Genomic DNA, 23,004 nt, shown 5'->3' on the forward strand with positions numbered 1-23,004 from the left:
CTTTTAGTGATCCAGATACCTGGGCTGCCGACCCGAGCAACAGGCTCAGGCTCGACAACCATCGCGGTTATAGGCGGCACTTCCCGCCAACCTGACTCCCCTAAAAAGCAACCGGCAACCACAGCTCTGCGCCGGAAAACGCCTGTCAGGATCATAGTGAGGTAACTCCTTTTGCCAATTCGCTATCTGATCTCTGAACCTAAACGTCAAAATTCAAACCGTTATGACTTCTTCTTGTTTGAAGGTAGTTCAAACAAAGCAAAGCGCCATGATTTAAAACAAAACTTTAAGGGCAGAGTGTGGAGATAGCCGTGTTGCTGGCGTTGGAGCCGCAAAAAATGCTGTTCTACGAGGCGACCAAGGCGGCAGGACTTACATGGACAAAATCAGGCGTCCTGCGAACAGAATGAGGATCACCCCCATGGTTCTTTCGAACCAGTGGCCCATGCGCATGAACAGCAGTCGCACCCGGGCGCTGGAAAAGAACAGGGCCACGATCACGAACCACAAGGCGTTCACGAAACACATCCACAACCCGTATAGCGCTTGAATCTGCAGCGGTGTCGTAGCGCTGATGATGGTGGTGAAAATCGCCAGGAAGAACAGCGTTGCCTTGGGGTTGGTGGCGTTGGTCAGAAACCCGGTGCTGAAAGCCTTGAACAACGTCTGTTGCTCAGTTGACGCTGCCGCGCCGTTGTCGCCTTCAATCGCCACTTTGGGTTTGCTGCGCAACAGGCTCACACCGAGGTACAAAATGTAGGCCCCCCCGATCACCTTGGCCACCGTCAATAGCCAAGGCGTGGTGTGCATCAATGCGCCGACGCCGAGCAAGGTGTACAGCACATGCACGGAAATGCCCGCGCCGATGCCCAGCGCCGTGCAGATGCCCACTAAGCGCCCGAAACGCACGCTTTGGCGGATGGTCACGGCGAAGTCCGGCCCGGGAGCTACCACGGCCAGAAAATGGATGGTAGCCAGCGCCAGAAACTCGCCCAGGTAATTCGAAAACATCTCAACTCCAGAAAGTCAGGGGGGAAGCATTGCCGCGATAGCCGACAAAGAAAGAAAGGCTCAATCGCGGATCGTCCACACCCGGCGTCACCGAGTGCATGCGGCGTGAATTGAACATGATGAAATCACCCGGCTCAGGGCGAATCTCCAGGGTCGGAGGGCCGAGCAAGGCCGGATCGATGCCGTAACTGTCGCCACGCATCTCGTCGAACTGGTCAGGGGAAATGTCGTGGTCCCACATCTGCAACGCGCCGCCCTCGGTCGGCATGTTCAGGTAAACATTGCAGGCGAACTGCGCTTCCAGGCTTCTGGCCTGGAAGCTGTCCGGGGCGTCCTTGGCGAAAATGTCGTGATGGGCAAGGAAGCACACGCCGGGTTTGACCACGCGCGATAGCCCCACATACATCTTGCGGCCATAGAGATTTTCCAGATGCGCCCCCGCCGGCCAGGACTCATCGAGCATGCAGCGCAGGGTGTCGACAGGTGAGGAGTAGGGCGCGCAACGGCTGCGCAATTCGGCGATGTTGCTGGTGGCGCGCTCGAAATAGTCTTCGATCAGCAGTGGCTGGTTTTCCGCTTCATAAAACGCCATGCCGATGCGACCGATGCTCGGTGCGTTGATGTAGCCTTCGAAGCCGGGGGCGAGGATCTTGTCGCCGATCTGGATCGCCAGTGGTCGAGGCAACAAGCCTCTGACGCGGATGGCGAGGACTTCTTCGTTGGCCAGTTTTTTTATGCACGTCTCATCGAGACGCTCGACGTCAAGCATCATGTCTTAGGTCCATCTATCAGATAGTCAACAGAGCCCGCGAACGCAGGCTCCTCCGGCGTCAGGCGATGACGGGGTCGACATCGCCCAAAAGCTCAATCCACGTGGTAGTGGACTGACAGCGTTCCCTTTTTCTGCGAAAGGGAAGCGATCGTGACCTTGCCCAAATCCTTCAGGCTACGTACATGGGTGCCGCCGCAGCCGTAGGCGGGCAGCTCACCGAAACCGATTTCACGGGCGCCTTCGCGCAACGACGTCAAGCGTGGCAGATCATGGGCGATCCATTGCTTGATGCCGTGCTGAATCGTCTGGGCATCAACCTCCTGTGCGCCATCGCCCGGTTTGAATTGCACACGTCCTTCATCCGGCCAGTGATGAGCCTTGATCGGCATCCAGCCCATGGCCTGAACAAAGTGACCGATCAGGTGCCCCGCCGAATGCATGCGCGTATTGAACTGGCGGCGTTGCTCGTCGACCCGAATCTGGATCATGCCGAGTTTTACCGGGTGGTCGACGAAATGGATGATCCGCTCCGTTTCCTGCACCACGCGCAGCACCTGGCTTTCGCCGATCCAGCCGGTATCACAGGGTTGTCCGCCGCCCTGGGGATGAAACAGAGTGGCGCGCAGCACCACGGCGAACTCGTTCTCATAGGGCGTGCAATCCAGGACTTCCACGTTGGCCCTGAGGTCATCACTATGGAAAAAGAGGCGAAGCGTCATATTCCATGCCCTTATTAAAGTTTCTATTTTTATTATATGAACCGTGGAATTGCGTGATAATCCGTTCAACCATCAAAGGACTGTTGCGCTGTGAGCATAAATCTTCCCCTGCCGCTGCTCGGTGAAATGGCGATTTTCGTCAAGGTTGTCGAAACCGGCAGTTTCTCCGAAGCGGCGCGTCAGTTGGGGTCTTCCCCCTCGGCGGTGAGTCGCAGCATTTCGCGGCTGGAGAAGGCGCTTGCCACGCGTTTGTTGCAACGAACCACGCGCAAGCTGCGCCTGAGCGACGGAGGCGAAGAGGTGTTCAAGCGCTGCCAGGAGATGGTCAGCGCGGCGAAGTCGGTGATGGAAATCAGCGGTCAGTTCACCCAGGAAGCGGAAGGGCTGGTGCGCGTCAGCGTGCCCAAGGCTGTCGGGCGATTTGTGATTCATCCGCATATGCCGGAGTTTCTGCGGCGTTATCCCAAAGTGGATGTGGAGTTGTTGCTCGAGGACCGCCAGGTGGATTTGATCGATGACAACGTCGACCTGGCCATCCGTATTACCGATCGGCCCCCTGCGGGGCTGGTGGGGCGCCAATTGCTGACCATCGACCATTTGCTCTGCGCCACGCCGCAGTACCTGGCCGAGCACGGCACACCGACTCATCCCCACGACTTGCTCAATCACAGCTGCATCTATCTGGGCGAAACCCCGAGCGATGCGCGCTGGAAGTTCAAGAAAGGCAGCAAAGCGGTGACCGTCGGCGTGCGCGGACGTTACGCCGCCAATCACACGGGCGTGCGATTGGGCGCGGTATTGCAACACATCGGGATCGGTAGCCTGCCGTACTTCACCGCCCGTTATGCGCTGGAACAGGGGCTGATTGTGCAGGTGTTGCCGGACTGGACCTTTCTGGCGTCCTACCACGGAGGCGCCTGGCTGCTGCATTCGCCCACCCGCTATCTGCCGCCCAAGTTACGGGTATTCATCGACTATCTGGTGGAATGCCTGGAAAAAGAGCCGACCTTGAGCAAGCCGGGCAAGCCAAGCGCGATGGGCAAGGGCGCAGCAGCGTATGAGTTGCCGGAGAGTGATGGGTTGTTTTGATCTTTACCCGGCCAACAAAAAAGGCCCGCATGATTAACCATGCGGGCCTTTTGCGTTACTGATTGGAGATCAGTGCTTGCTGTCCTGGTTCGACATCGCCAGCAGCTGTTTTTCCTGATTCCAGTCGAACGGTTCATCGTTCTGTTCGGCTTCGAAGCGACGTTCTTCCAGCGCCTGGTACAGGTCGATTTCATCATCGGGCATGTAGTGCAGGCAGTCACCGGCGAAGTACCACAGCAGATCGCGCGGCACCAGGTGGGCGATTTGTGGGTAGCGGGTGATGATCTGGCACAGGATGTCCTGGCCCAGGTATTGGCTTTCGATCGGGTCGACCGGCAGCAACGCACGCAGTTCGTCGAAGCGCTCCAGGAACAAGGCATGGCTTTCTTCGGGAACCTGTTCGGCCTCACCTACGGCGACCAGGATACTGCGCAGGTGGTCGAGCAAGACGAGATGATCGGCAACGACATTGGACACGAGATAAGTCCTCAAGAGCAAAACGGGCGCAGGAGTATAAAGCTCCCGCGCCCCTTTTTCACAGGGTAAAGCGCCCCATGATGGTAAGGCGACACACGGTCCTCTGGATTAGCGGACCTTGCCCTTGCCCAGCACCAGCACCTCTTTATCGAAATCATCGACGTCGATCACCTTGCGCCGCGCCACCTCCACCTCACGCAAGGTCTCGGCTTCAACCGGTTGCAAGACGCCAGCCTCCAGTGCGGCATCGATGACCGACTCCCCGACAGTGGGTTTGACCTGGCGACTTCTCAGCGCCGTGTTGAGTTTTTTCTGTAGCGGTTTGGCGGCGTTCAGCAAGTCGCAGGCGTGCTGCAGGGCGCCGACCGGATCCTCTGTCGATTGCGGGCGATAGCAGCCCGCCAATAACTCCTCAAGGGTCGGGTCGCCCTTGGCGCGGCCGAGCACTGCTGCGACTTTGGCCGCCAGTCTGTCCGACGGGCCTCTGTGCCGGCGACCGAACGGGAACACCAGTACCCGCAGCAAGCAGCCGAGTACCTTGTTCGGAAAGTTGGTCAGCAGTTCGTCCAGCGCACGCTCGGACTGGCCGAGGCTCTCTTCCATCGCCCAGGCGAACAACGGACGCATATGCTCCGGCGAATCGAGATCGTGATATCGCTTGAGCGCGGCGGAGGCCAGATACAGGTAGCTGAGCACATCGCCCAGACGTGCGGACAAGCGTTCGCGGCGTTTCAGTTCGCCGCCCAGCAGCATCATGCATTGGTCTGCAAGCATGGCAAAAGCCGCGGCCTGACGGTTGAGGGCGCGCACGTAGCGTTGGCTGAGCTTGTCTCCGGGCATGTGTTCGAAATGCCCGAAGCCAAGGTTCAGCACCAGGGTGCTGGCGGCGTTGCTCACGGCAAAACCAATGTGTTTGAGCAGCAGGGCGTCGAATTCGATCAACGCCTGTTGTTTGTCTTCGCGGTGGACAAGGGCCATTTCCTTGAGCACGAACGGATGGCAGCGAATAGCGCCCTGGCCGAAGATCATCAGGTTGCGTGTCAGGATGTTCGCACCTTCGACCGTGACGGAAATGGGCGCACCTTGCCAGCTACGCGCGAGATAGTTGTTCGGTCCCATGATGATGGCCTTGCCGCCGTGAACATCCATGGCGTGACTGATGCACTCGCGACCGCGTTCGGAGAGGTGGTATTTGATGATGGCGGAGGGCACCGACGGCTTTTCGCCGAGGTCGACGGCGTTGGCGGTGAGCATCCGCGCGCTGTCCATCAGCCAGGTACTGCCGCCGATCCGCGCCAGTGCTTCCTGAATCCCTTCGAAGGCTGACAGCGGTGCGTTGAATTGCTCGCGAACCTGCGCATATTGGCCCGTCACCAGGCTGCTGAACTTGCCCGCGGCGGTACCGATGGCAGGCAGCGAAATGGAACGCCCGACCGACAAGCAGTTCATCAGCATCATCCAGCCTTCGCCGAGCATCTCCTGACCGCCGATGATGAATTCCAGCGGTATGAACACATCCTTGCCAGCGTTCGGGCCGTTCATGAAGGCGGCGCCCAGCGGCAAGTGACGGCGGCCGATTTCTACACCGGGGGTCTGGGTTGGAATCAATGCGAGACTGATCCCCAGGTCGACTTTGTCACCCAATAGATGATCCGGGTCATAGGCCTTGAAGGCCAGGCCGATCAAGGTCGCCACCGGACCGAGGGTGATGTAGCGTTTTTCCCAGTTCAGGCGCAGGCCGAGGGTTTCCTGGCCTTCCCATTCACCTTTGCAAATCACCCCGGTGTCGGTCATCCCCCCGACGTTGGAGCCCGCCATCGGGCCTGTCAGGGCAAAGCAGGGGATATCGTCGCCGCGGGCCAGGCGTGGCAGGTAATGATTGCGTTGTTCGTCGGTGCCGTAATGCAGCAGCAGTTCCGCCGGGCCAAGGGAGTTGGGCACCATGACGGTGGAGGCCAGGTCACCGCTGCGGGTCGCCAGTTTCATCGCGATCTGGGAGTGCGCATAAGCCGAGAAGCCTTTACCGCCGTATTCCTTGGGGATGATCAGGGCAAAAAAGCCATGCTGCTTGATGTGGTCCCAGGCCTTTGGCGGCAGGTCCATCAACTGGCTGATCTGCCAATCGGTGACCATCGCGCAGAGCTCTTCGGTCGGGCCATCGATAAACGCCTGTTCCTCTTCGCTCAGCTGCGCTTTTGGATAGGCCAGCAGCTTGTTCCAGTCCGGACGACCGCTGAACAGCTCGCCATCCCACCAGACCGTGCCGGCTTCAATGGCTTCACGCTCGGTTTGCGACATGGGGGGCAGGTTTTTTTGAAACCAGTTGAAAATGGGCGCCGTGAACAGTTTTCGTCGCAGGTCCGGCAGTAACAGGAAGGCCGCTACAGCCGCAAGCATCGCCCAGAAAATCAGCAGCAGCCAGACGGGGGCATGGCTCGCATGTCTGAAGATGCCCATCGCCAGCAGATAGACAGCGATGATGCCCAAAGCGGGCAGAGGCGCGGTGCGACGATGTGCCAGCCAGGCAATCCCGACCACCAGAACCAGTATCCACAACAGCAGCATAATTAATTCTCCTGAAGCCAGGGGCAAAACCACTCTCAGAGCTTAGACGGCATCCATAAAAGTGGGTGGTCGGAGCGATCGGGTTGAGCTTGTAGGACGAAACGGCCGGACTTCGTCAGTTATTTCGATGGAGGACTCGTCAACAGGGCGGGCAAGCGCTGATATTTGGCCGAAACGTCGTTATCTCTGTGCTGAAGGTGTCGCTAGACTCGTGGCTTCCCCCAGGAGATTGCTCCCATGCATGCGTATCTGAGTCCCGGCCGCTTCATCGACAGTGACCATCCCTCGGTGGTGGAGTTCGCCGAAAAATACCGTGGCGCCGGGCGCGATCCGCTGGAGCAAGCGATCAATCTCTATTACGCAGTGCGCGAGGCCGTGCGCTACAACCCCTACACCTTCAGCCGTGATCCGCAGACCTTGCGCGGCAGCTATGCGCTGTCGGCCGGGGAGAGTTATTGCGTGCCCAAAGCCACGCTGTTGGCAGGTTGCGCTCGGCATTGCGGGATCCCGGCGCGTATCGGTCTGGCGGATGTGCGCAATCACCTGTCGACGCCGCGCCTGCTCGAACTGCTCAAGAGCGATGTGTTCGCCATGCACGGCTACACCGAGCTTTATTTGAACGAGCATTGGGTTAAAGCCACGCCGGCTTTCAATCAACAACTCTGCGAACTGTTCAATGTCGCGCCGCTGGAATTCGACGGGATCAATGACAGCGTGTTCCATCCCTTCAATCGCGACGGCGAGCAGCTGATGGAGTACCTGGTCGATCACGGCCAGTTCACCGATGTGCCTGAAGCGTTCTTTTTCGAGCACCTGGAAAAGTGCTATCCGCATTTGTTCGGCGAGCGGCTGCCGCTGCAACTGGGTGACATGCATAGCGATTTGAGTCGTGCCTGATCCGGCGTATGCTGCCTGCGCATTTATCCAACAAGGAGGCGGTCATGCTGAAGATCTGGGGTCGGAAAAATTCGTCGAATGTCAGAAAACCGTTGTGGGCCGCCGAAGAGCTGGGCCTGGCCTATGAAGCCATCGATGCCGGCGGTGCCTTTGGCGTGGTCGACACGCCTGAGTACCGGGCGATGAATCCCAACGGTCGCGTGCCGGTGATCGAAGACGACGGCTTCGTGCTGTGGGAATCCAACGCCATCGTGCGTTACCTGATGGCTCGCCATGCCAGCGGCACTGCCTGGTATCCGACGGACCTGCAAGCCCGTGCCTCGGCGGAAAAGTGGATGGACTGGACCACCTCAAGTTTTGCCGCGCCGTTTCGCACGGTGTTCTGGGGCGTGTTGCGCACCCCGCCAGAGCAGCAGGACTGGCCGGCCATCAAGGCTGCGATCAAGGAGTGCGACGAGCTGCTGTCGATGGCCGATCAAGCGCTGGCGGTTAAACCATACCTGTCGGGCGAAGAGATCGGCATGGGCGACATTCCCTTGGGCAGCTTCATTTATGCCTGGTTCGAGATGCCGATCGAGCGCGCGCCGCTGCCACATCTAGAAGCCTGGTACGCACGGTTGAAACAGCGTCCGGCCTATCGCAAAGCCGTCATGACCGCGTTGACTTAATACTCACTATCAACACGCGTGACTGTACTTGTGTGGCGGCGACAAGCACCATTGCGCTCATGCGCCGCGGTTGCATTGCTCGCCGCCCGCCCTTATTTATTCCTTTCTTCCCTTCCTGGTGCGTAAATCCGATATGAGTTCCGCTCTGTCCATCCGGCAGCTAACCAAAACCTACGGCAACGGTTTCCAGGCCTTGAGTGGTATCGATCTGGACGTCGCCGAAGGTGACTTTTTCGCCTTGCTCGGCCCGAACGGCGCCGGCAAATCCACGACCATCGGCATTCTCTCGACCCTGGTGAACAAGACCAGCGGCACGGTGAATATCTTCGGTCACGACCTGGACAAGAATCCTGCGCAGCTCAAGCGCTCCATCGGCGTGGTGCCCCAGGAATTCAACTTCAACCAGTTCGAAAAGACCTTCGACATCGTCGTGACCCAGGCCGGTTACTACGGCATCCCGGCGAAAATCGCCAAGGAACGCGCCGAGCAGTACCTGACTCAACTGGGTTTGTGGGACAAGCGCGATGTGCCGTCACGCTCCCTGTCCGGCGGCATGAAGCGCCGACTGATGATCGCCCGGGCGCTGGTTCACGAGCCACGCCTGCTGATCCTCGACGAACCGACGGCAGGGGTGGACATCGAATTGCGTCGCTCGATGTGGACCTTCCTCACCGAACTGAACAAGAAAGGCATCACCATCATCCTCACCACCCACTACCTGGAAGAGGCTGAACAGTTGTGCCGCAACATCGGCATCATCGACCATGGCACCATTGTCGAGAACACCAGCATGAAGCAGTTGCTCAGCCAACTGCATGTCGAGACGTTCCTGCTGGACCTGAAGAACACCTTGCAAGTGGCACCGCAGTTGCTTGGTTACCCGTCCAAACTGATCGACAGTCATACCCTGGAAGTCCAGGTCGACAAGGCCATGGGCATTACCGCGCTGTTCACCCAGTTGGCGCAGCAGAACATCGAAGTGTTGAGCCTGCGTAACAAAACCAATCGCCTCGAGGAGTTGTTCGTGTCCCTGGTGGAGAAAAATCTGTCGAAGGTGGCGGTATGAGTTCCGAGCTGCAACCCAACCTCGTCGCCCTCAATACCATCGTTTATCGTGAGGTCAAGCGCTTCACCCGGATCTGGCCGCAGACCTTGCTGCCGCCAGCCATCACCATGGTTCTGTACTTTGTGATCTTCGGCAATCTGATCGGTCGGCAGATCGGCGGCATGGGTGGCTTCACGTACATGGAGTACATCGTGCCGGGGCTGATCATGATGTCGGTGATCACCAACTCCTACGGCAACGTGGTATCGAGTTTCTTTGGCAGCAAGTTCCAGCGCTCCATCGAAGAACTGATGGTGTCGCCGGTGTCACCGCATACCATTCTGATTGGCTATACCCTGGGCGGCGTGCTGCGCGGGTTGATGGTCGGGCTCATCGTGACGCTGCTGTCGCTGTTCTTCACCACGCTACAGGTGCATCACCTGGGCGTGACCGTCCTGGTGGTGCTGCTGACGGCGACGATCTTCTCGTTGCTGGGTTTCATCAACGCGGTATTTGCGCGCAACTTCGATGACATCTCGATCATCCCGACCTTCGTGCTGACACCGCTGACGTACCTGGGCGGGGTGTTCTACTCGATCAGCCTGCTGCCGCCGTTCTGGCAGACCGTGTCGCTGGCCAACCCGGTGCTGCACATGGTCAACGCCTTCCGTTACGGCATCCTCGGTGTGTCGGACATCAAGATCAGCGTGGCGATCGCCTTCATGCTGGTAGCGACTGTTGTGCTGTACATCGGTTGTGCGCGGCTGCTGGTGAGTGGGCGTGGGATGCGTACCTGACGCCTCCACTGCGGGTCAGGTTACGTGTTGTTGGTGTACATATCCGTTGCTGCGGTAATGGCTACTTAGGGTTCCGCCCTTACGGCGGGTCACTTTGGAAAAGCCCCAAAGTAACCAAAGGGCTCTTGCCCCTTTCGTTCGGCCCTTCGCCTAGGCTCAGGGTGACCTCGCTCCGGTCCTGCTCCGTGGGCCCGCCGCCATCGGCCATCCATGGCCGGGGGCGGCTAACCCGGCATCCATGCCGGGTTGCCCACTGCGCAGAACCTCCACTCAGCCTCTCGAGGGGGCGGTGAGTCAAAATCAAAAGCGAGGCGGCCTACCGGCCGGCCTGATCTCATGTGCACGCACTTCCCTGTAGGAGCTGTCGAGCGAAGCGAGGCTGCGATCTTTTGATCTTGCTGTGGCTTCTGCTTCTGCTTTGGCTTTGGCTTTGGCTTTGGATCTGCCGCCCCTTTCCCAGAGGCCGAACGCAGGTATTGCGTAGGGGGCACCGCGGCAGGGATGCCGCGGTAGCCGCCCCCGGCCATGGATGGCCGATGGCGGCGGGCCCCCGGAGCAATGCCGGAGTGAGGGTATGCCGAGCCTAGGCGAGGCACCGAATGGCGGGGCAAAAGCGCTTTGGTTACTTTCGCGCTTTTCGAAAGTGACTCGCTGTAAGAGCGAAACCATAAGTCGCCGTTACCGCAGCAATGGATATGTCCCCAATCAAACTATCGATATAAAAAAGGCCTCCCACGCGGAGGCCGTTTTTCATTCTTGCATCCGGCTGCGCTTACGCCGTGCCCACTGCCGACTCACCCACCAGCGCCAATACATCATCACCAGACAATAAGCCAACGCTCCAAGCACCAGCCCCGTTACCACCGAGCCCAGTAAAAACGGTTGCCACAAAGTCGAGAGCTCGCCGCTGATCCATTCCCAGGTCAACTCGTCCGGCAAGCTCCTGGCGGGGACGTCCATCAGCCAGGCGCCGGTCTGGTAAGTGCAGAAGAACACCGCCGGCATGGTGATCGGGTTGGTCAGCCAGACCAGGCTGACCGCTATCGGCATGTTGCCGCGCACCACGATGGCGAGGATGGCCGCCAACAGCATTTGCAACGGGATGGGCAGGAATGCCGCGAACAGGCCAACGGCCATGGCCCGAGCAACGGAATGACGATTGAGGTGCCAGAGGTTCGGGTCATGCAGCAGGGTGCCAAGAAAGCGTAAGGATTTGTGTTCCCTGATGCTGGTCGGGTCTGGCATGTAACGTTTGAATAAGCGCCGGGGCATAAGGCTTCTCGGTCGGTTAAGGCGGCAAGTATGTCTGGATTCTACGAACCGCCCATTCAGACTTTGTGACAATTGTTAACGACGCCTGTGCGGCGCGACGGCTAAGCCTAGGGAGGGGACTCTCAAGGAAGGGCTTATGCGCACAGGGATGATGGCGCTGGCGTTGGGTCTGCTGGCCCTGCGTTTTTTACCGGCATTGCCGCCGGCGGGGTTGTGGCTGTTGTTGCCGGTAGTGGGTTTGATGTTGCTGCCGTTTCGAACCTTTCCACTGGCATTTTGGTTGTTCGGTTTCAGTTGGGCGTGTGCGAATGCGCAGTGGGCGCTGGATGATCGCCTGGTGCTGAAGCTCGATGGCGAGACTCGCTGGGTCGAAGGTCGTGTCACCGGTTTGCCGCAGCAGGCCGAGGGTGTAGTGCGTTTCGAACTGACAGACAGTCAGTCGCGTCGCACCCAACTGCCCCGGCACCTGCGTCTGGCTTGGTATGGTGGGCCGCCCGTCAACAGTGGCGAGCGGTGGCGGCTGGCAGTCAAATTGAAGCGTCCTGCCGGGCTGCTCAACCCCCATGGTTTTGATTACGACGCCTGGTTGCTGGCCCAACGTATTGGCGCCACCGGGACCGTCAAGGACGGTCAGCGACTGGGGCAAGCGCAGTGGGCCTGGCGCGACGGCATTCGTCAGCGTTTGCAGGCCGTGGATGCGCAGGGGCGAACGGGGGCGCTGACGGCGTTGGTGCTGGGGGACGGCGCCGGGCTCAGCCGTGAGGACTGGCAGGTGCTGCAAGACACCGGCACCGTGCATTTGTTGGTGATTTCCGGGCAGCACATTGGTTTGCTGGCGGGGCTGGTGTATCTGCTGATCGCCGGGCTGGCGCGCTATGGCTTATGGCCCAGGCGCTTGCCGTGGCTGCCATGGGCGTGTGGGCTGGCGTTCGCGGCAGCGCTCGGTTATGGGTTGCTGGCCGGTTTCGAGGTGCCGGTGCGTCGGGCCTGCCTGATGATCGGTCTGCTGTTGTTGTGGCGGCTACGGTTTCGTCACCTCGGCGCCTGGTGGCCGCTGTTGCTGGCGCTTGACGGTGTTTTGCTGCTGGACCCGCTGGCAAGTCTGCAACCGGGTTTCTGGTTGTCTTTTGCGGCGGTAGCGGTGCTGATTTTCACCTTTGGCGGGCGATTGGGCCCGTGGCGTTGGTGGCAAACCTGGACCCGTGCCCAATGGCTGATCGCAATCGGTCTGTGCCCACTGCTGTTGGTGCTGGGGTTGCCGATCAGTCTCAGCGGGCCGCTGGCCAATCTGCTGGCGGTGCCCTGGATCAGCCTGCTGGTCTTGCCGCCGGCCTTGCTCGGAACGCTGCTGTTGCCCGTTCCTTATGTGGGCGAGGGGTTGCTGTGGTTGGCTGGCGGTCTGATCGACCTTTTGTTCAAGGGGCTGGCGTTGGTGGCCGGGCAATTGCCCGCGTGGGTGCCGGTGGCGGTTCCGCTGTGGGTTTGGGCGTTCGGCGCGCTGGGCGCATTTCTGCTGTTACTGCCACCGGGCGTGCCGTTGCGCCCGCTGGGCTGGCCGATGTTGCTGTTGCTGGTTTTTGCGCCCCGGCACACGCTGCCTGAAGGCGTCGCCGAGGTCTGGCAACTGGATGTCGGCCAAGGGTTGGCCATCCTGGTGCGCACCCGCCATCACACTCTGTTGTATGACGCCGGGCCGCGTTTCGGCGATATCGACCTTGGGGCGCGGGTGGTGTTGCCATCGTTGCGCAAACTGGGGGTGAACGGACTCGATCTGATGCTGATCAGCCACGCCGACGCCGATCACGCCGGCGGTGCGCGAGCGATTGCCAGCGGTGTGCCGGTGACGCGGGTACTGAGTGGCGATCCACTGGCCCTGCCGGACGAGTTACATGCCGAGGGCTGTGAGAGCGGTCAACAGTGGACCTGGGACGACGTGCGGTTCCAGCTCTGGCAGTGGCCGTCGGCCAGTGACAGCAATCAGAAATCCTGCGTGCTGCAGGTCGAAGCCAACGGTGAGCGGTTGCTGCTGACTGGCGATATCGATACGGCGGCCGAGCGGGCGCTGCTCGACAGTCCATTGGCGGTGTCGACGGACTGGTTGCAGGCCCCGCACCACGGCAGTCGCAGTTCATCTTCGATGGCGTTGCTCAGCGCTCTGCAGCCTAAAGCGGTACTGATTTCCCGTGGCAACGGTAATTCTTTCGGTCATCCCCATCCCACAGTCGTGGCGCGTTATCAAAAGCGTGGCATGGCGATCTACGACAGTGCCGAGCAGGGTGCCATTCGTCTACAACTGGGGCGCTTCAAACCACCTTGGACGATGCTTCAGGAACGGCGTTTCTGGCGCGATCCGCCAGTATTGCGCCAGTAGCCCGCGTCATTAAAGCCCGACCGGATGCGACATCGCGGTCTTCGGTGCGCCCACCCCCTATGTTAGAGTGGCGCACTTTTTCGAGGGGACTGTCACTGTGTGGGAATTGGTCAAATCCGGCGGCTGGATGATGCTGCCGATCATTCTGAGTTCCATCGCGGCCATGGCGATCGTCGCCGAGCGTCTCTGGACCCTGCGCGCCAGCCGCGTGACCCCGGAGCACTTGCTCGGGCAGGTCTGGGTCTGGATCAAGGACAAGCAACTCAATAAAGAAAAACTCAAGGAACTGCGCGCCAACTCTCCGCTGGGCGAGATCCTCGCCGCCGGTCTGGCGAACTCCAAGCATGGTCGCGAGATCATGAAAGAGTGCATCGAAGAGGCCGCCGCGCGGGTGATTCATGAGCTCGAACGTTACATCAACGCCCTGGGCACCATCGCCGCCATGGCTCCGTTGCTGGGGCTGCTGGGTACGGTGCTGGGCATGATCGATATTTTCAGTGCGTTCATGGGCACGGGCATGGGCACCAACGCCGCGGTGCTGGCCGGGGGTATTTCCAAGGCACTGATCACCACCGCCGCCGGCCTGATGGTCGGTATCCCGGCCGTGTTCTTCCACCGCTTCCTGCAACGCCGGATCGATGAGCTGGTGGTGGGCATGGAGCAAGAGGCGATCAAACTGGTCGAGGTTATTCAGGGCGATCGCGACGTGGACCTGGCCGAGGGTAAAGCGTGAAATTCCGTCGTAAACCACGGGAAACGGTAGACATCAACCTCGCGTCGCTGATCGACGTGGTGTTTATCCTGTTGCTGTTTTTCGTCGTGACTACCACCTTCACCCGTGAAACCCAGTTGCGCGTCGACCTGCCGGAAGCGGTCAGCGGCTCCCCGGCCGAAGACCAGCAGCTCAAGCAACTGGACATCGCCATCAGCGCCGACGGGGCGTATTCGGTCAACAACCAGCTGTTGCCGAAGAACGACCTCACCAGCCTGATGGAAGCGCTGCAGAAAGAATCCAATGGCGACACCAATCTGCCGCTGTCCATCAGCGCCGATGGCAAAACCCCCCATCAGTCCGTCATCACCGCGATGGACGCTGCCGGCAAGCTCGGTTTCAGCCACTTGCGCATGACCACTGTCGAGGCGGCGCCGGCGTCCTGATGGCCATGTCCGATCGATTGCTCGCCGCGTGGTACGAAGGTCATCCGGCGTTGAAGCTGTTGCAGCCGCTTGAGTGGCTGTATCGACGCGTGGTCACCGGCAAGCGCGAGCGCTTTTTGGCGGGCGAGGGCGAGATCTACCAATCGCCGGTGCCGCTGATCGTGGTCGGCAACATCACGGTGGGCGGCACGGGCAAGACGCCGCTGATTCTGTGGATGATCCAGCACTGCCAGCGCAGCGGTTTGCGGGTCGGCGTGGTCAGCCGTGGTTACGGCGCCAAACCGCCGCAATTGCCGTGGCGGGTCGCGGCGGATCAAGGCGCGGACGTGGCGGGCGATGAACCGCTGTTGATCGTCCAGCGCACCGGCGTGCCGCTGATGATCGACCCGGACCGCAGTCGTGCGGTCAAAGCCTTGCTGGCGAGTGAGCCGCTGGACCTGATCCTTTCCGACGATGGCATGCAGCATTACCGGCTGGCTCGTGACCTGGAACTGGTGCTGATCGACGCCGCCCGGGGGCTGGGCAACAAGCGTTGCCTGCCCGCCGGGCCGTTGCGCGAACCGGTCGAGCGCCTGCAAAGCGTCGATGCGGTGCTGTACAACGGCGCTGCCAATGATCGCGAAGACGGTTTTGCCTTCCAGTTGCAACCCACCGAACTGGTCAACCTGCGCAGCGGTGAACGGCGTCCTCTGGACCACTTTCCCGCGGGTCAGGCCCTGCACGCCGTGGCCGGGATCGGCAATCCCCGGCGTTTCTTCACAACCCTCGAAACGCTACACTGGCGGCCAGTGCCCCATGCATTTGCCGACCACGCCGAGTACAGCGTGCAGGCCTTGAATTTCACACCGTCATTGCCAGTGGTGATGACAGAAAAGGACGCGGTGAAGTGCCGTGCCTTCGCCGCCACCGATTGGTGGTACCTGGCGGTCGATGCTGCGCCATCGCCGGCCTTCGTGGCCTGGTTCGATACGCAGCTGATGCGCCTGTTGCCGGCTCGTCTTTTGCCTTAACTCCGTTTCTATCCAGGGAATGTACATGGACACCAAATTGCTCGATATCCTCGCTTGCCCGGTCTGCAAAGGCCCGCTCAAGCTCAGCGCCGACAAAACCGAGCTGATCAGCAAGGGCGCCGGCCTCGCGTACCCGATTCGCGACGGAATCCCGGTGATGCTCGAAAGCGAAGCGCGCACCCTGACCACCGATGAGCGTCTGGATAAATGACCACAGCCTTTACCGTTGTCATTCCATCGCGTTACGCCTCCACCCGCTTGCCGGGCAAGCCGCTGCTGCTGATCGCCGGCAAGCCGATGATCCAGCACGTCTGGGAACAGGCGAGCAAAAGCAGCGCCCAGCGCGTGGTGGTTGCCACTGACGATGCGCGCATCGTCGAGGCCTGCAAGGGCTTTGGCGCCGAAGTGGTGCTGACCCGCGAAGACCACAATTCCGGCACTGACCGTCTGGCCGAAGTGGCAGCGAAACTGGGCCTGGCCCCGGACGCGATCGTGGTCAATGTTCAGGGCGACGAGCCGCTGATTCCGCCAAGCGTGATCGATCAGGTCGCCGCCAACCTGGCCGCTCACACCGAAGCACGCATGGCCACCCTGGCCGAGCCGATCGAAGACGTCGAAACCCTGTTCAACCCCAATGTGGTCAAAGTGGTCAGCGACCTCAATGGCCTGGCGCTGACCTTCAGTCGTGCCACCTTGCCGTGGGCTCGGGACGCGTTTGCCAAGAGCCGCGAGCAATTGCCGGAAGGTGTGCCATATCGCCGTCACATCGGCATTTATGCTTACCGTGCCGGTTTCCTTCAGGACTTCGTCACCTGGGGCCCGTGCTGGCTGGAAAACACCGAGTCTCTGGAACAGCTGCGTGCCCTGTGGCACGGCGTGCGGATTCATGTCGCCGACGCGCTGATCGCACCGCCCACTGGCGTCGACACCGTTGAAGATCTCGAGCGCGTTCGTCGCCTGCTGGAGGCCTGATGCGGGTCCTGTTCGTCTGCCTGGGCAACATCTGCCGTTCCCCCACGGCTGAGGGCGTATTGCGGCACAAGTTGCGTGAGGCGGGGCTGGCCGATCAAGTCGAAGTGGCTTCCGCCGGCACCGGCGACTGGCACGTCGGCAAGGCCCCGGACAAGCGCAGCCAGGCCGCGGCGAAACTGCGCGGCTACGACCTGTCCGCCCAGCGCGCCCAGCAAGTGACCCGCGCCGATTTCGCCACTTACGACCTGATTCTGGCGATGGACAACAGCAACCTGCGCCACCTCAAGGCCATGCAACCGGCCAAGGGCAAGGCCGAGCTGGATCTGTTCCTGCGTCGCTACCAGTCGGAAATCGATGAAGTGCCGGATCCTTATTACGACGGCGACCAAGGCTTCGAACAGGTTCTGGACCTGATCGAGCGCGCCAGCGATCTGCTGGTGATCGAATTGAAGGGACGGTTATGAGTTTGCAGGTTCAACCCCGGGTTTCGCTCAAACCGTTCAACAGCTTTGGCGTGGACGTTCAGGCGCGGCTGTTTGCCGAAGCCCATAGCGATGCCGACGTGCGAGAAGCCCTGGCCTATGCGGCGGCACACGAAGTGCCGGTGCTGGTGATTGGTGGCGGCAGCAATTTGCTGCTGACCGCCGATGTGCCGGCACTGGTGCTGCGCATGGCCACACGAGGGATTCGCCTGCTGAGCGATGACGGCAACCAGGTGGTGATCGAAGCCGAGGCCGGCGAGCCGTGGCATCCATTTGTGCAACACACCCTGGCGCAAGGATGGTCGGGGCTGGAAAACCTCAGCCTGATCCCCGGCACTGTCGGCGCGGCACCCATGCAGAACATCGGCGCTTACGGCGTCGAGATAAAAGACGTATTCGCCGGCCTGACGGCCCTCGATCGCCAGACCGGCGAGCTGCGGGACTTCACACTGGCCGAGTGCAACTTCGCTTACCGCGACAGCCTGTTCAAACAGGAACCGGGGCGATGGTTGATCCTGCGGGTGCGTTTCACCCTCACGCGCACCGCGCACCTGCACCTGGAATACGGCCCGGTGCGTCAGCGCCTGACCGAGCAGGGTATTGATCACCCGACGCCGACCGATGTCAGCCAGGCCATTTGCAGCATCCGCAGCGAAAAACTCCCGGACCCGGCGGTGCTCGGCAATGCCGGCAGCTTCTTCAAGAATCCGTTGGTGCCAGCCGCACTCGTGGCACAACTCAAGGGTGAATACCCGGATCTGGTGGCGTATGCGCAGCCCGACGGGCAAATGAAGCTGGCGGCGGGCTGGCTGATCGAGCGCGCCGGCTGGAAAGGCTTTCGCGACGGCGATGCCGGTGTGCATAAATTACAGGCGCTGGTGCTGGTCAACTACGGCAGCGCAACGGGCCTGCAATTGCTGAATCTGGCGCAGCGCATTCAGAAAGACATTGCAGAGCGTTTCAAGGTCGACCTGGAAATGGAACCCAACCAGTATTGAGGCTACGCTTTCAGGCTGATTAAAAAGCCCTGCACATTTTCAAATGTGCAGGGCTTTTTTGTTAATGCTCAGTTAACTTAGCCAGCTAACGATGCAAGCATTTGCTCCATCAAAGGCCCGGTGCAGACGTCGCGTCTACATATGAGAGCCAATTAGCCTGAGTCGATCTGCGTGTAGTGAACCGCGAACCCCAAGCGGCAGATTGCTCGACCCCATAACCTCTATAACTATGCGGGCGTGCCCATGATTACCCTGAAACTCAATGGTCAAGATCATCAACTCGATGTCACCGAGGATATGCCGCTGCTCTGGGCGATCCGTGACGTGGCTGGCTACAACGGCACCAAATTCGGCTGCGGCATGGGCCTGTGTGGCGCCTGCACCATTCATATCGACGGCGCGCCAGCGCGCAGTTGCATCACGCCGATCGGCTCGGTTATCGGCCAGAACGTCAGCACCATCGACAACCTGCACGCCGACCCGGTGGGCAAAGTCGTCCAGCAAGCCTGGCTCGACAGCGCCGTGGCTCAGTGCGGTTACTGTCAGGGCGGGCAGATCATGTCGGCCACCGCGCTGCTGAAAACCAACCCGAATCCCAGTGACGAGCAGATTGAGGAGGCGATGGTCGGCAACATTTGCCGGTGCGGCACCTACAACCGGATCAAGACCGCCATCCGCCAGGCATCCACTCATCTGAAGGAGGCCAAGGCATGAGCCAGCTACCGAATGATTTTGCGCTGAGCAATCTGAGCAACCTCAGTCGCCGCGGTTTCCTCAAGGGCGTGGGCGCCACCAGTGCGTTGGTGCTGGCCGCCAGTTGGGGCTGGCAAGACGCATTGGCGGCGGAAAAAGAAAAACAATTCGGCGCCGATGGCATGCCCAACGGCTGGATCGATGACCCGAAGGTTTACATCAGCATTGCCGCCGATGGCAGCGTGACCGTGATCTGCAACCGCTCGGAAATGGGCCAGGGCGTGCGCACCAGTCTGTCCATGGTGGTGGCCGATGAACTGGACGCCGACTGGGCACAGGTCAAAGTGCAACAGGCGCCGGGCGACGAAGTACGTTTCGGCAATCAGGACACCGACGGTTCGCGCAGCATGCGTCACTGGTACGAACCGATGCGCCGTTGCGGTGCTGCCGCGCGGACCATGCTTGAGCAAGCTGCTGCCGAACAGTGGAAAGTGCCGGTCGGCGAGTGCCATGCGCAACTGCACAAAGTCATCCATAAGCCGAGCGGTCGTGAACTGGGCTACGGCGCGTTGGCCGCGGCTGCCAGTGCGCTGGCGGTGCCGGCACGAGACAGCCTGCGGCTCAAACAGCCGTCGGAGTTTCGCTACATTGGCAAGGAGGGCACCAAGGCCATCGACGGTGCGGACATCGTCAACGGTCGTGCGGTCTATGGCGCCGATGTGCATTTCGACGGCATGCTTTTCGCCACCATCGCCCGTCCGGCGGTCTACGGCGGCAAGGTCAAATCCTTCGATGCCAGCGCCGCGATGAAAGTCCCGGGGGTGATCAAGGTTTTGCAAATCGAAAACCGTCCATTGCCCTCCGAGTTCCAGCCGCTTGGCGGTGTGGCCGTGGTGGCCAGCAACACCTGGGCGGCGATCAAGGGGCGCGAAGCGCTGAAGATCGAGTGGGATGACGGCCCCAACGCCAGTTACGACTCGATCGCCTACCGCAAGGAACTCGAAGCCGCGTCGCTCAAACCCGGCAAAGTGGTGCGCAATACCGGCAACATCGACCAGGCCATGAGCGCTGCCGACAGCACCCTCGAAGCGTCCTACTATCTGCCGCACCTGGCGCAATCGCCGATGGAGCCAATGGTCGCCATCGCCCGTTTCAAGGACGGTGTGTGTGAAGCCTGGGCGCCAAGCCAGGCGCCGCAAGTCACCCGCGAACGGATCGGCGAGCGCCTGGGCATTCCATTCGATAACGTCACGTTCAACGTCACCTTGCTCGGCGGCGGTTTCGGCCGCAAGTCCAAGCCGGACTTCGTCGTTGAAGCGGCGCTGCTGGCCAAGGAGTTCCCGGGCAAGGCCGTGCGGGTGCAATGGACCCGTGAAGACGACATCCACAACTCATATTTCCACACCGTGTCCGCCGAGTACCTGAAGGCCAGTCTGAACAAAGACGGCCTGCCGTCGGGCTGGTTGCACCGTACGGTGGCGCCGAGCATCACCGCGCTGTTCGCGCCGGGCATGAACCATGAAGCGGCTTTCGAGCTGGGCATGGGCTTTACCAACATGGCTTACGCGATCCCCAACGTGCGCCTGGAAAACCCTGAAGCGGCGGTCCACACGCGGGTCGGCTGGTATCGCTCTGTATCGAACATTCCCCACGGCTTTGCGATTCAGAGCTTTGTCGATGAACTGGCGCATAAGGCCGGCCAGGACCCGCTCAAATACCAGATCAAGCTGCTTGGCCCGGACCGTCAGATCGATCCGCGTACCTTGAGTGAAGAGTGGAACTACGGCGAATCCCCTGAGCGTTATCCGATCGATACTGCGCGGATGCGCACCGTGCTGGAAACCGCCGCCAAAGCCGCCGGATGGGGGCGTAAGCTACCCAAGGGGCGTGGCTTGGGCCTGGCGGTGCATTACAGCTTTGTCACTTATGTGGCAGCCGTGATCGAAGTCGAAGTCAAAGACGATGGCACGCTGATCGTGCACAAAGCCGACATCGCCGTGGATTGCGGCCCACAGATCAACCCCGAGCGAATTCGCTCGCAGTTCGAAGGCGCCTGCGTCATGGGCTTGGGCAACGCGGTGCTGGGGGAAATCAGCTTCAAGGACGGCAAGGTCCAGCAGGATAACTTCCACATGTACGAGGTGGCGCGCATGTCCCTGGCACCGAAGGAAGTCGCCGTGCACCTGGTCACGCCACCGGGCAATGTGCCGTTGGGCGGAGTCGGTGAGCCGGGCGTGCCGCCGATTGCGCCAGCGCTGTGCAACGCGATCTTCGCGGCCACCGGCAAGCGCATCCGCAGCTTGCCGGTTCGCTATCAGCTGCAAGGCTGGCAGAAGGCTGACGCCTGATGGACAGCGTCGATCTGAACGTCCTGCGCAGCGTGCTGGAATGGCGCCGCGCCGGTCAGCGGGTGATGTTGTACAGCGTGGTCCAGACCTGGGGCACCGCGCCCCGGGCACCTGGCGCCATGCTCGCCTTGCGTGGCGATGGCGTAGTGATTGGCTCGGTGTCCGGTGGCTGTGTCGAGGATGACCTGATTGCCCGGCTGCACGATGGCCGTATCCCGGCCGATGGGCCTCCGGTGCAGTTGATTACTTATGGCGTCACTCGTGAGGAGGCCGCGCGGTTTGGTTTGCCCTGCGGCGGCACGTTGCGCCTGACCGAGGAGCGCGTCGGCGATCCGGCGTGGGTCGCCCAGTTGCTGGCGCGCTGCGAGGCACATGAAATCGTGGCGCGCTCGTTGGATATAGCGACCGGTGAAGTGGTTCTGCAGCCGGCGAACAAGCACGATGTGCTGAGTTTTGATGGCAACACACTGCGCGCCATTTATGGCCCGCGTTGGCGATTGTTGTTGATCGGCGCGGGGCAGCTATCGCGGTATGTCGCCGAGATGGCGCGGCTGCTGGATTTCGAAGTGCTGATTTGCGATCCGCGCACCGAGTTCGTCTACGGCTGGGAAGAACAACACGGTCGCTTCGTTTCGGGCATGCCCGACGAAGCAGTGCTGACCATCCAGACCGACGAACGCACTGCCATCGTCGCGCTCACCCACGATCCGCGCCTGGATGACATGGCGCTGCTCACGGCCCTGGACTCCAGGGCATTTTATGTCGGTGCGCTGGGTTCGCGAGTCAACAGCCAGAAGCGCCGGGACAACCTGGCTCAGCTAGGCTTGTCCCAACAGGCCATCGAGCGCTTGCACGGCCCGATCGGCTTGCACATCGGCAGCCATACTCCGGCGGAAATCGCCTTGTCGCTGCTGGCCGAGATTGTGGCGATCAAGAACGGCATCGAGCTCAAGCAGAAGAGGCCGTTGCAGGAGGGCGTATGAGTGACTCCATTGGCGTTATCGTTCTAGCCGCCGGGCAGGGCAGTCGGTTTCGACAGGTAGCGGGTGACGATAAGGACAAGTTGCTGGTGGACTGCACCGCCCGTGATGGCATCACCGTGCACTCAGTGATCGAGCAGGTGCTGGTGAATCTGCCAGCCACACTCGAGAAGCGTGTGCTGGTCACCACCGCGGACCGCCCGCAAGTGATTCGCATGGCGCAGGCCTATGGTTGCGAGATTGTGCGAATCGAGACGACCGGCCTGGGCGACAGCATTGCGGCGGGTGTGGCGTCATGTTCGCAACTCGATGGCTGGCTGATCATGCTGGGGGATATGCCGTTTATCCTGCCGTCGAGCATTGAACAGGTCGTCGCGGCCATTGCGGATGACGCTATCAGCGTGCCGGTGCATGAAGGGCAATATGGGCATCCGGTGGGGTTCGGGCGAAGCTTCGGTCCGGGATTGATGGCGCTGACCGGCGATCACGGCGCCAAGTCACTGTTTGCGCAGGCGAGGGTGGTCGAGGTGGCGGTGGAGGATCGCGGAGTGTTGTGGGATGTGGATGTTCCAGAGAAATTGGTGTTTGTGTAATCCCAAAAGATCGCAGCCTTCGGCAGCGCCCACAGGCGCGTAGGAGCTGCCGAAGGCTGCGATCTTTTGATCTTTCTCGCCACACAA

Annotated in this window: 23 protein-coding genes; 17 read left to right on the plus strand and 6 right to left on the minus strand. The window is 60.7% G+C overall.

The features are described from left to right. Positions 1-372 precede the first annotated feature (372 nt). The 3 genes from ACEN9A_RS06735 to ACEN9A_RS06745 all read right to left on the minus strand — a co-directional run bounded on the left by ACEN9A_RS06735 (position 373) and on the right by ACEN9A_RS06745 (position 2,502). The gene (locus tag ACEN9A_RS06735) at positions 373-1,011 is read right to left on the minus strand and encodes a LysE family translocator (protein ID WP_192350879.1); all 639 of its coding nucleotides are present in this window, start codon (positions 1,009-1,011) and stop codon (positions 373-375) included. A 1-nt stretch (position 1,012) separates the two neighbouring features. After that, complete coding sequence (locus ACEN9A_RS06740; RefSeq protein WP_192379515.1) at positions 1,013-1,783, minus strand: 2OG-Fe(II) oxygenase; 771 nt, start codon at positions 1,781-1,783, stop codon at positions 1,013-1,015. Positions 1,784-1,875: 92 nt separating this feature from the next. Beyond that, positions 1,876-2,502, minus strand: a complete 627-nt coding sequence (locus ACEN9A_RS06745) for an alanyl-tRNA editing protein (RefSeq protein WP_018926244.1) — start codon at positions 2,500-2,502, stop codon at positions 1,876-1,878. A 90-nt stretch (positions 2,503-2,592) separates the two neighbouring features. Here ACEN9A_RS06745 and ACEN9A_RS06750 point away from each other — a divergent pair, with 90 nt between their 5' ends. Beyond that, entirely contained in the window at positions 2,593-3,591 is a 999-nt protein-coding gene (locus tag ACEN9A_RS06750) for a LysR family transcriptional regulator (protein ID WP_258672784.1), read from the plus strand. A 69-nt stretch (positions 3,592-3,660) separates the two neighbouring features. On the opposite strand, the gene ACEN9A_RS06755 is transcribed toward ACEN9A_RS06750, so the two are convergent. Together ACEN9A_RS06755 and ACEN9A_RS06760 are read right to left on the minus strand one after the other, a co-directional pair. Next, the gene (locus ACEN9A_RS06755) at positions 3,661-4,068 is read right to left on the minus strand and encodes a PA2817 family protein (RefSeq protein ID WP_007938686.1); all 408 of its coding nucleotides are present in this window, start codon (positions 4,066-4,068) and stop codon (positions 3,661-3,663) included. A gap of 108 nt (positions 4,069-4,176) precedes the next feature. After that, positions 4,177-6,633 (minus strand): acyl-CoA dehydrogenase, encoded by a 2,457-nt coding sequence (locus ACEN9A_RS06760; protein ID WP_258672788.1) that lies wholly within the window; start codon positions 6,631-6,633, stop codon positions 4,177-4,179. Positions 6,634-6,870: 237 nt separating this feature from the next. On the opposite strand from ACEN9A_RS06760, the gene ACEN9A_RS06765 reads away from it, so the two are divergent. The 4 genes from ACEN9A_RS06765 (at position 6,871) to ACEN9A_RS06780 (ending at position 10,040) form a co-directional block, all read left to right on the plus strand. Continuing rightward, positions 6,871-7,530, plus strand: a complete 660-nt coding sequence (locus ACEN9A_RS06765) for a transglutaminase-like domain-containing protein (protein WP_258672790.1) — start codon at positions 6,871-6,873, stop codon at positions 7,528-7,530. 44 nt (positions 7,531-7,574) lie between these two features. Next, complete coding sequence (locus ACEN9A_RS06770; RefSeq protein ID WP_258672792.1) at positions 7,575-8,198, plus strand: glutathione S-transferase family protein; 624 nt, start codon at positions 7,575-7,577, stop codon at positions 8,196-8,198. Between the two features lie 133 nt (positions 8,199-8,331). Further along, complete coding sequence (locus tag ACEN9A_RS06775; RefSeq protein ID WP_019650417.1) at positions 8,332-9,264, plus strand: ABC transporter ATP-binding protein; 933 nt, start codon at positions 8,332-8,334, stop codon at positions 9,262-9,264. After that, positions 9,261-10,040 carry an ABC transporter permease gene (locus tag ACEN9A_RS06780; protein ID WP_018926238.1) on the plus strand — a complete coding sequence of 260 codons (780 nt, stop codon included), beginning with the start codon at positions 9,261-9,263 and terminating at the stop codon, positions 10,038-10,040. The genes ACEN9A_RS06775 and ACEN9A_RS06780 overlap by 4 nt, the downstream gene beginning before the upstream one ends. 750 nt (positions 10,041-10,790) lie before the next feature. Here ACEN9A_RS06780 and ACEN9A_RS06785 read toward each other — a convergent pair. After that, a complete protein-coding gene (locus tag ACEN9A_RS06785; RefSeq protein WP_205889459.1) occupies positions 10,791-11,312 on the minus strand; it encodes a DUF2062 domain-containing protein in 522 nt (173 codons plus the stop codon). Between the two features lie 136 nt (positions 11,313-11,448). Between ACEN9A_RS06785 and ACEN9A_RS06790 the strand changes: the two genes are divergently transcribed. The 12 genes from ACEN9A_RS06790 to ACEN9A_RS06845 all read left to right on the plus strand — a co-directional run bounded on the left by ACEN9A_RS06790 (position 11,449) and on the right by ACEN9A_RS06845 (position 22,917). Next, a complete protein-coding gene (locus ACEN9A_RS06790; protein ID WP_258672793.1) occupies positions 11,449-13,683 on the plus strand; it encodes a DNA internalization-related competence protein ComEC/Rec2 in 2,235 nt (744 codons plus the stop codon). 97 nt (positions 13,684-13,780) lie between these two features. After that, complete coding sequence (locus ACEN9A_RS06795; protein ID WP_007941964.1) at positions 13,781-14,416, plus strand: MotA/TolQ/ExbB proton channel family protein; 636 nt, start codon at positions 13,781-13,783, stop codon at positions 14,414-14,416. Further along, on the plus strand, positions 14,413-14,841 hold the full coding sequence (locus ACEN9A_RS06800; RefSeq protein ID WP_018926235.1) for an ExbD/TolR family protein: 429 nt from the start codon (positions 14,413-14,415) through the stop codon (positions 14,839-14,841). Before ACEN9A_RS06795 ends, ACEN9A_RS06800 begins: the two co-directional genes overlap by 4 nt. Then, positions 14,841-15,851, plus strand: coding sequence for a tetraacyldisaccharide 4'-kinase (gene lpxK / locus ACEN9A_RS06805; protein ID WP_019650420.1), 1,011 nt, complete (start codon positions 14,841-14,843; stop codon positions 15,849-15,851). The genes ACEN9A_RS06800 and lpxK overlap by 1 nt, the downstream gene beginning before the upstream one ends. Positions 15,852-15,876: 25 nt before the next feature. Continuing rightward, a complete protein-coding gene (locus tag ACEN9A_RS06810; protein WP_003179363.1) occupies positions 15,877-16,062 on the plus strand; it encodes a Trm112 family protein in 186 nt (61 codons plus the stop codon). Further along, the gene (kdsB, locus tag ACEN9A_RS06815; protein ID WP_018926233.1) at positions 16,059-16,823 is read left to right on the plus strand and encodes a 3-deoxy-manno-octulosonate cytidylyltransferase; all 765 of its coding nucleotides are present in this window, start codon (positions 16,059-16,061) and stop codon (positions 16,821-16,823) included. The genes ACEN9A_RS06810 and kdsB overlap by 4 nt, the downstream gene beginning before the upstream one ends. Beyond that, a complete protein-coding gene (locus ACEN9A_RS06820; protein WP_019650421.1) occupies positions 16,823-17,287 on the plus strand; it encodes a low molecular weight protein-tyrosine-phosphatase in 465 nt (154 codons plus the stop codon). The genes kdsB and ACEN9A_RS06820 overlap by 1 nt, the downstream gene beginning before the upstream one ends. Further along, positions 17,284-18,303 (plus strand): UDP-N-acetylmuramate dehydrogenase, encoded by a 1,020-nt coding sequence (gene murB / locus ACEN9A_RS06825; RefSeq protein ID WP_258672796.1) that lies wholly within the window; start codon positions 17,284-17,286, stop codon positions 18,301-18,303. Before ACEN9A_RS06820 ends, murB begins: the two co-directional genes overlap by 4 nt. A 243-nt stretch (positions 18,304-18,546) precedes the next feature. Continuing rightward, the gene (locus ACEN9A_RS06830; RefSeq protein WP_019650423.1) at positions 18,547-19,017 is read left to right on the plus strand and encodes a (2Fe-2S)-binding protein; all 471 of its coding nucleotides are present in this window, start codon (positions 18,547-18,549) and stop codon (positions 19,015-19,017) included. Continuing rightward, entirely contained in the window at positions 19,014-21,344 is a 2,331-nt protein-coding gene (locus ACEN9A_RS06835) for a xanthine dehydrogenase family protein molybdopterin-binding subunit (protein WP_258672797.1), read from the plus strand. Before ACEN9A_RS06830 ends, ACEN9A_RS06835 begins: the two co-directional genes overlap by 4 nt. After that, positions 21,344-22,327, plus strand: coding sequence for an XdhC family protein (locus tag ACEN9A_RS06840; protein WP_258672799.1), 984 nt, complete (start codon positions 21,344-21,346; stop codon positions 22,325-22,327). Before ACEN9A_RS06835 ends, ACEN9A_RS06840 begins: the two co-directional genes overlap by 1 nt. Continuing rightward, on the plus strand, positions 22,324-22,917 hold the full coding sequence (locus ACEN9A_RS06845) for a nucleotidyltransferase family protein (RefSeq protein WP_258672800.1): 594 nt from the start codon (positions 22,324-22,326) through the stop codon (positions 22,915-22,917). Before ACEN9A_RS06840 ends, ACEN9A_RS06845 begins: the two co-directional genes overlap by 4 nt. Positions 22,918-23,004 lie beyond the last annotated feature (87 nt).

It is taken from the genome of Pseudomonas sp. Pseusp18 (genome assembly GCF_059506005.1).